A 7,696-nucleotide genomic window follows, 5' to 3' on the forward strand; every position below is an offset into this window, starting at 1 on the left:
CCGCCATGTTGGAGACCACGCATGCACTTGATGACCCTGGCCCTGCCCCAGGAGCCCTCGGACGGCATCGCCGGCTGGGCCGCGGACCTCGTGGACGCGATGGGCGGTCCGGGAGCCGGTCTGGCCATCGCGCTGGAGAACCTCTTCCCGCCGCTGCCCAGCGAGGTGATCCTGCCCCTGACCGGGTTCGCGGCGGGTCAGGGTGTGATCAGCCTGGCCTCGGCGCTGTTCTGGACCACGCTCGGCTCGGTGGTGGGCGCGCTGGTGCTGTACTGGATCGGCATGCTCGTCGGCCGCCGGCGCATGCACGCCATCTGGGCGAAGCTGCCGCTGGTGAAGACGTCCGATCTGGACCGTACGGAGCAATGGTTCGAAAGGCACGGCACCAAGGCGGTGTTCATCGGCCGCATGGTGCCGATCTTCCGTAGCCTCATCTCCATCCCGGCCGGGGTCGAGCGCATGCCGCTGCCGGTCTTCGCCCTGCTGACCACGCTGGGCAGCCTGGTCTGGAACACGGTGCTGGTGATGGCCGGTTACTGGCTGGGCGATCAGTGGGACGAGGTGGAGACCTACGTCGGTGTGCTCTCCAAGGTGGTCCTGGCCGCGGTCGTGGTGGCCATAGTGGTCTACGTGGTCATGCGCTTCCGCGGGCGCGACCGGCGGCGCCACGCTTCATGAGCCACGACGCGCGCCCCGGCCCCTCCGCCGTGCTCGCGCCACAGCTCGGGCGATCTTGCCCGGGCTGTGCGGCCGGGCTAGGCTCTGCCCCCGTGCAGGGGGATTCGACAAAAATCGCCACTCATCACCTGTTTCTCGGCTCATCCGGTGAGGACGACGGCGGAGGGGCGGCGGAACCCTCGTGGCCGCGCAAGATTCCGGGAGCGCTGCTCGGCTGCTGTACGGCCCTGCTCGGATTCCTCTACTTGCTGATCGTCGGCACGGCCCTGGCGGCCTTCCTGCTGTGGCCGCGCACCCGGCCCCGCGCCCTGGCCGCGCTCGCCTCCGGGGCCCGCCGGGTCGCGGGGCTGGACCGGGTGCGCCGCTTCGTCTTCTACGGAGATCGTTTCCCCGAGCACTACAAGTCCTCCGACCAGAAGGTCCTGCGCTATCTGGCGATCCGCAGCTACACGGGGCTGCTGTACACCATCGTCGTGGGGCTGCTGGGGTTCGGTGTCATCCTCGCCGCCGTACTGGCCGTGCGGTTGGTCCAAGGCCGCCTCGACCTCCAGGAACTCCTCACCCAGGCGCTGCTCGGCGGAGTGCTGCTCTTCCTCGACGTGCAGGGCATCTACTCCCTGGCGGCGCTGGACGCCAAGCTGGCCCGCGAGTGCTTCGGACCGTCCGAGCAGGAGTTTCTGCGGCAGCGCATCGACGAACTGGCCACCAGCCGGGCCGCGGTCGTCCAAGCCGTCGACGCCGAGCGCCGCCGCATCGAGCGCGATCTCCACGACGGCATCCAGCAGCGCCTGGTGGCACTCGCCATGCTGCTCGGCCGGGCGCGCCGCAGCCGTGGCCGCAACCCCGAGCAGGTGGACGCCTTGCTGCACCAGGCGCACCAGGAGTCCCAGGAGGTCATCACCGAACTCCGTGAGGCGACGTGGCGGATCTATCCGTCCGCCTTGGACAGCCTGGGGCTGAGGGAAGCGCTCAGCGGGGTCTCCGAGCGGTGCTCCATTCCCATCCGCATGGACTTCGAGGTCGACCGTACGCTGCCGCAGACGGTGGAGACCGCCGCGTACTTCGTGGTGTCGGAGTGCGTGACCAACGCGGCCAAGCACTCCGGTGCCACGGCGATTTCCATCCGGCTCGCGTTGTACGGAGCGGTGCTCCTGGTGCGGGTGGAGGACAATGGCACCGGTGGGGCGGACCCATCGGGCAGCGGCCTCACCGGGCTGCGCAGCCGGGTGGGCGCGCTCGACGGTCTGCTGCACATCGACAGCCCCCTCGGGGGACCCACGACCATTACCGCGGAGCTTCCATGCGCGTGATCCTCGCCGAGGACTCGACCCTGCTACGGGAGGGGCTGGTACGTCTGCTCGTCGAGGAGGGCCATGAGGTCGTCGCGGCGGTGGGCGACGCGGTGTCCCTCATGAAGGAGGTCGAGGAGCAGACGCCCGACATGGTCGTCGTCGACATCCGGATGCCGCCGACCCACACCGACGACGGGTTGCGGGCCGCCTTGGAGATCCGCAAGCGCTGGCCCCGGATAAGCCTGCTCGTGCTGTCCCAGCATGTGGAGCGCAACTACGCGGCCCAGTTGCTGGCCGCCAACGCGGAGCGGGTCGGGTATCTGCTGAAGGACCGCGTCGCCCAGGTCGAGGAGTTCCTGGACGCGCTGGAGCGGATTCACGCGGGCGGCGCGGCCATCGACCCGGAGGTCGTGCGCCAGTTGGTCATCCGTACCACGCACGGTGACCCGCTCGCCCAGCTCACCCCGCGCGAGCGAAGTGTCCTGGAGACCCTGGCGCAGGGTCACACCAACACGGCCATCGCGCAGAAGCTGCACATCTCGCTGAGTTCGGTGGAGAAGAACCTCAACACGATCTTCGACAAGCTGGAGCTGTCGCACACCGCAGGCTACAGCCGGCGGATCCTGGCGGTCCTGCGGTATCTGGAGTCCTGAGGCGCGCGACCGGTGACGGCACGCGTACCGAGGTGCCCGACGACGTCGTCCCACATGCCGTCGAACACCTCTCGGCGCCTGGCACACCGCCGGGCTGTTCGCGGCCCGGCCATGTCCGGGCGGGCACAGCCCGGTTCGGTCACTGGAAGGAGTACGGGTTGAGCGCGTCCTCCGGCAGGTGTTCCAGCTGCACCCGGTCGCCGATGCCGGCTTCCTCCGCGAGTTCGAGGAGCACATCGAAGGCGACGCGGTCCTCCAGGGCGAATCCGGTGGAGTCGAAGACGGTCAGCCCCTCCCGCCGCGCCTCGGCGAGCGCCGGGTCGGCGCACAGCACGGGCAGCTCCGGGCCCAGGTCGTCGGCGTCGAGCTGCTGGCACTCGCCCTCGCGCAGCGCCTGCCCCCGGTGATCCGGGGTGACGAAGGCGGACTTCAGCACGGACCGCGGCACCTCGTACTTGCCGATCAGATCGGCGCCTATGGCGTTGATGTGGACGTGCGGGCGCAGCCGCTCGCCCTGGAGGACCGGACCGTCCCCGACCCCGACCGAGGTGACGGTGCAGATGATGTCCGATGCCGCCTCGATCTCCCTGACCGGCGCCACCTCCACGTCGATTCCGAGGAATTCCACCCGCTCGGCGAAGGACGCGGCGTGAGCGGGCTCGATGTCGTGGACGAGGACGCGGTCCAGCGGGAAGACCCGGCTCAGGGCGTGGGTCTGGGTCACCGCCTGGGCGCCGGCGCCCACCAGGCCGAGGACCCGGCTGCCGGGGCGGGCCAGCAGACGGCTCGCGATGGCGGAGGCGGCGCCGGTGCGGACGGCGGTGGGCAGGATGCCGTCGCCGATGGCCAGCAGACGGCCGGTCTCGTCGTCGTAGCGAGCCATCGTGCCCACGATGGTGGGCAGTTGGTGGGTGGTCGGGTTCGTGGGGGTGTACGCCACGGTCTTGATGGTGATCGAGTCGCCGGGCTGGTGGTGCGGCATCCATTCGAGGATGGCCGTGTTCTCCGGACCGCGCAGGAATCCGTCCCGCGCCGGGGTGATGCCCCGTCGGCTTTCCTCACGGAACGCCTCATCGAGCCGGTCGATCATCCGGTCCATGAAAAGGTCTAATCCCTTCTCCTGGACGATCTTGGCAACATGCTGCCGAGTGAGGACCGTGGTTTCCATTGTTTCCCCTTGATTCGCATAATGGTGCGGCATTTACTTGCCAATGGATTTTTCGATCCATCGGAAAGGACGAACCGGGATATGAAACTAATGGCCGCGGTTTCCTCCGGTCAAGTTTTCGCCTGGGCGAGTACGGTTTCCCGCAGCCGTCACCCTGCGGGGAACCACAGGGTGACAGTTGCGGGAAACAATGACTACCCAGGCGGTTTACCCCGTATCGACGTCCGGGCCACGGAACTAACGTTTCACCGTCATAAATCCGTCAGCCGCCCCGGCGGTGCGGCGATATTGGGAGGATAGAGACGGTGCGAAAGAAACCGGCGACGTTACGGGTTGCCCGTTGGAGCGCCACACACCCGTGGTCGGCGATCGGACTGTGGGTCGTGTTCGTCGCCCTGTGTCTCTTCCTCGGCGGCGCCACCGGTTCGAACAAGCTCGATTCCGAGGAGTCCGGGGTCCGGGAGTCGGGCCGGGCGGGCAAGATCGTTTCTTCGGGGGATTTCACCGAGCGGCCCGAGGAGAACGTGCTCATCACCGCCGATTCCGGCGGGAAGCTGGACCGGCGGGCGGCGCGGCGAGCGGCCCAGGACATCACCGACCGGATGAAGGACCTGCCCGAGGTGCGGAGCGTCGGTGAGCCGGTCCCCGCGCCGAACGGCAAGGCCCTGCTGGTACCGGTGACCATGACCGGTGACGAGGACGACGCCATGGACCGGGTCCGCCCGCTGCTGGACGTGAGCGCCGAGGCCGATCGCGCCGACGACGGTCTCACGATCGAGCAGGTGGGCGACGGTTCCACGGTGAAGGGCATGTCGGACACCATCGGCGAGGATTTCAGAAGGGCCGAGCTGATCAGCGTTCCGCTGACCCTGCTGATCCTGCTGGTGGTCTTCGGCGCGATCATCGCCGCCGGAGTGCCGGTGCTGCTCGCGCTGTCCTGTGTGGTCTCCGCGATGGGCCTGTCGTCCCTGGCCTCACACGTGCTGCCGGAGACCAGCGCGGTGAGCAATGTCATCCTGCTCATGGGCATGGCCGTCGGCGTCGACTACTCCCTCTTCTATCTCAAGCGGGAGCGGGAGGAGCGCCGTAAGGGCAAGTCCCACCTCGACGCCATCGAGATCGCCGCGGAGACGTCGGGGCACACGGTCGTGGTGTCCGGCACCACCGTGATCGTGGCGATGGCCGGGCTGTACCTGGCCCAGGAGGCCACCTTCGCCTCCCTGGCCACCGGTTCCATCATCGTCGTGGCGGTCGCGGTCCTCGGCTCGGTGACCGTGCTGCCCGCCCTCCTCGCCAAGCTGGGCCGCTGGGTGGACCGGCCCCGGGTGCCGTTCCTGTGGCGGCTCACGATGCGCTCCGGCGAGTCGCGGATGTGGCCGGCGCTGCTGCGCCCGGCGCTGCTCAAACCGGTTCTCACGCTGGTGGTTTCGATCGGCGCGCTGCTGCTGCTCGCCCTGCCCGCCCTGGACATGAAACTCAAGCAGCCCGGCCAGGACGACCTGTCACGGGACATCCCGATCGTACGGGCGACGGACCGGCTCACCGCCGCCTTCCCGAGCGAGGGAACCGTGCACAAGGTGGCGGTACGGGCCCCCGCCGACGAGGCCGGGCAGGTCGAGGCGGCCCTGCGGGGGCTGATCGCCCGTGCCGAGGGAAACAGCCTGTTCGCCCATGACCAGACGCCGGTGATCCGCGAGTCCGGGGACCGCCGGGTGCACACCGTCGATGTGGGCACGCCGTACCCGCCGAAGAACCCCAAGGCCACCGAGTCGATGAAGGTGCTGCGCGGATGGGTTCCCCAGGCGCTGGAGGAGGTTCCGGACGCCGAGAGCGCGGTCGGCGGCGCGGTGGCCCAGGGCGCCGACTTCACGGCCCATCTGGAGGAGCGCATGCCCTGGGTGGTGGGCTTCGTGCTGCTGCTGACCTTCGGCACCATGGCGGTGATCTTTCGCTCTCTGGCCGTGGCGCTGTCCGCGGTGCTGCTGAACCTGCTCTCCGCCGCGGCCTCGTTCGGTGTCCTGGTGGCGGTCTTCCAGCACACCTGGGCGGAGGGCCTGCTCGACTTCGACAGCTCGGGCACGGTGGTGTCCTGGCTTCCGCTGTTCCTGTTCGTGGTGCTCTTCGGGCTGTCCATGGACTATCACGTGTTCGTGGTCAGCCGGATCCGCGAGATGGCCCTGGCCGGCGCGTCCGTGAAGGACTCGGTACGAGAGGGCATCGTCCGCTCGGCGGGCGTCGTGACCAGTGCCGCGATCGTCATGGTCGCCGTGTTCTCGATCTTCGGCACGCTCAACGCGGTCGAGTTCAAACAGCTGGGCGTGGGACTCGCGGCGGCGATCACGCTGGACGCCGTGGTCATCCGGATCTTCGTGCTGCCGGCGCTGATGACGGCACTCGGCCCGTGGAACTGGTGGCCCGGCGGCACGTCCAGAACCGGTCGGCGGCGCTCCCCCGGGTCGGCTCCGGCCGGCGGCGGTGCCGATGTGCCGGCGGCCTCGTACGCACCATCCCGCGCGCCAGGGACGGGCAGGGACGAGGCGCCCAGCGCGTTCCCGCCCGGCCACCGGCGGCGGTAGTCGCCGAACCGCCCCTTGACGAGGGGGGAGGGCCGTCCCGATACCCCCGGTCGGGCGCCTCCCCCCTCCCCTCGTTCCCGTGCCGTCCGGCTTCCCCATGGCCGTCAGTGGGCGGCCGTCCCGGTGAGGAACTCCACCATCGCCTTGTTCACCGTCGTGGGGTCTTCCAGATAGCCGTAGTGCCCGCAGCCCTCGATGAGTTCGTACTCGGCTCCCGGGATGGCGTCGGCGACCTCGCGGGCCAGGTGCGGAGGAGTGATCAGGTCGTCCGCGAAGGCGATGACCTGACAGGGGACCCGGATGCCCCGGTATGCCTCGAGTCGGTGGTCCAGCGTGCTCAAGTCCATCTGGGCCCGATGTCCCGGACCGCCCGCGGGCGAGAGCTCGAACAGGTCGAGCCAGTCGGCCATGGCCGCCTCGTTGTCGAGGGTGCGCGGGGACAGCGACTTCAGGGCTCTCACCACGGCGGCGTACCGGACCGGGAGTTCCACCCCGGCGTCGTACAGTTCGATCTCGGCACGCGTGAGGGCGGCCCGCAGCGCGTCGGTGCGGCCCCGGGTGGCGATGAGGACGGCCTGGCGCACCAGATCGGGCCTCGACAGCGCGAGTTCCTGGGTGACGAAGGCGCCCAGGGACGTGCCGACGACCCGGCACGGACCGATCCCGAGGTACTCGATGAGCCCCGCCACATCGCCGACCATGTCCTGGAGGGTGAACCCCTCAGGGCACTCCGAGGTCGGCGGTATGCCCCGGTTGTCGAGGGTGATCACGCGGAATCCGACCGCGGTGAGGGCGGGCACCTGGTGCAGTTGCCACACGGTGCGGCCGGCGCCGGTCCCCTGGATCATCACGACCGGCTCGCCCTCGCCGGCTTCCTCGTAGTGGAGCTGTATTCCGTTGACATCGATGACCGGCATCTCGCTCCTCCCTTCTCCTTGGTCTTCCGGGTACGCGGGCATGGGTGTGGCCCGCCCATCGGGCGCGACGCGTCGGAGGCGTCCCGGCGGGGCGGGCCACACGGCGGTCCAGCGGGTGCGGCGGCGCCGCGGCTCAGGCCGCGCCGGCGCCTTCCATGGCCTGAATCAGGCTCTTGGGGCGCATATCGGTCCAATGGGTGTTGACGTATTCGAGCGCCGCGTCCCGCGTGGCGTCGGCCAGGACCGTGCGCCAGCCCTGAGGAACCTCGACGAACGCCGGCCACAAAGAGTGCTGCCCCTCATCGTTGACGAGCACGAGATAGGTGCCCTCGGGGTCCTCGAAGGGGTTGGTGCTCATGAGATCGCTCCTTCTCGAAGAATTCTTCTCTTGCGTTTGACGTACATTCACGGT

At 69.2% G+C, this 7,696-nt stretch carries 7 protein-coding genes; 4 read left to right on the forward strand and 3 right to left on the reverse strand.

From position 1 onward, the window contains the following. Nucleotides 1–21: 21 nt before the first annotated feature. The 3 genes from ACT2CW_RS20225 (at nt 22) to ACT2CW_RS20235 (ending at nt 2,623) form a co-directional block, all read left to right on the forward strand. Nucleotides 22–678: a DedA family protein gene (locus tag ACT2CW_RS20225; RefSeq protein ID WP_445517662.1), complete on the forward strand. Its 657-nt coding sequence runs from the start codon at nt 22–24 to the stop codon at nt 676–678. A 92-nt stretch (nt 679–770) separates the two neighbouring features. Continuing rightward, on the forward strand, nt 771–1,988 hold the full coding sequence (locus tag ACT2CW_RS20230; RefSeq protein ID WP_445517663.1) for a sensor histidine kinase: 1,218 nt from the start codon (nt 771–773) through the stop codon (nt 1,986–1,988). Then, complete coding sequence (locus ACT2CW_RS20235; RefSeq protein WP_164422414.1) at nt 1,979–2,623, forward strand: response regulator; 645 nt, start codon at nt 1,979–1,981, stop codon at nt 2,621–2,623. Before ACT2CW_RS20230 ends, ACT2CW_RS20235 begins: the two co-directional genes overlap by 10 nt. A gap of 139 nt (nt 2,624–2,762) precedes the next feature. Here ACT2CW_RS20235 and ACT2CW_RS20240 read toward each other — a convergent pair whose 3' ends face one another. Further along, complete coding sequence (locus tag ACT2CW_RS20240; RefSeq protein ID WP_445517664.1) at nt 2,763–3,791, reverse strand: ornithine cyclodeaminase family protein; 1,029 nt, start codon at nt 3,789–3,791, stop codon at nt 2,763–2,765. Nucleotides 3,792–4,174: 383 nt separating this feature from the next. On the opposite strand from ACT2CW_RS20240, the gene ACT2CW_RS20245 reads away from it, so the two are divergent. Next, complete coding sequence (locus ACT2CW_RS20245; protein ID WP_445517665.1) at nt 4,175–6,367, forward strand: MMPL family transporter; 2,193 nt, start codon at nt 4,175–4,177, stop codon at nt 6,365–6,367. A gap of 104 nt (nt 6,368–6,471) precedes the next feature. Here the strand turns inward: ACT2CW_RS20245 and ACT2CW_RS20250 are convergent, their stop codons facing one another. Continuing rightward, nucleotides 6,472–7,284, reverse strand: coding sequence for an alpha/beta fold hydrolase (locus ACT2CW_RS20250; RefSeq protein WP_182468488.1), 813 nt, complete (start codon nt 7,282–7,284; stop codon nt 6,472–6,474). A gap of 133 nt (nt 7,285–7,417) precedes the next feature. After that, complete coding sequence (locus tag ACT2CW_RS20255; protein ID WP_182468489.1) at nt 7,418–7,642, reverse strand: MbtH family protein; 225 nt, start codon at nt 7,640–7,642, stop codon at nt 7,418–7,420. Nucleotides 7,643–7,696 lie beyond the last annotated feature (54 nt).

The sequence above is a fragment of the Streptomyces sp. NEAU-174 genome (genome assembly GCF_052665095.1).

Coding starts and splice junctions, on each gene's coding strand:
- ACT2CW_RS20225 (WP_445517662.1), top strand. CDS start 22: ATGCACTTGATGACCCTGGCCCTGCCCCAGGAGCCCTCGGACGGCATC.
- ACT2CW_RS20235 (WP_164422414.1), top strand. CDS start 1,979: ATGCGCGTGATCCTCGCCGAGGACTCGACCCTGCTACGGGAGGGGCTG.
- ACT2CW_RS20240 (WP_445517664.1), bottom strand. CDS start 3,791: ATGGAAACCACGGTCCTCACTCGGCAGCATGTTGCCAAGATCGTCCAG.
- ACT2CW_RS20250 (WP_182468488.1), bottom strand. CDS start 7,284: ATGCCGGTCATCGATGTCAACGGAATACAGCTCCACTACGAGGAAGCC.
- ACT2CW_RS20255 (WP_182468489.1), bottom strand. CDS start 7,642: ATGAGCACCAACCCCTTCGAGGACCCCGAGGGCACCTATCTCGTGCTC.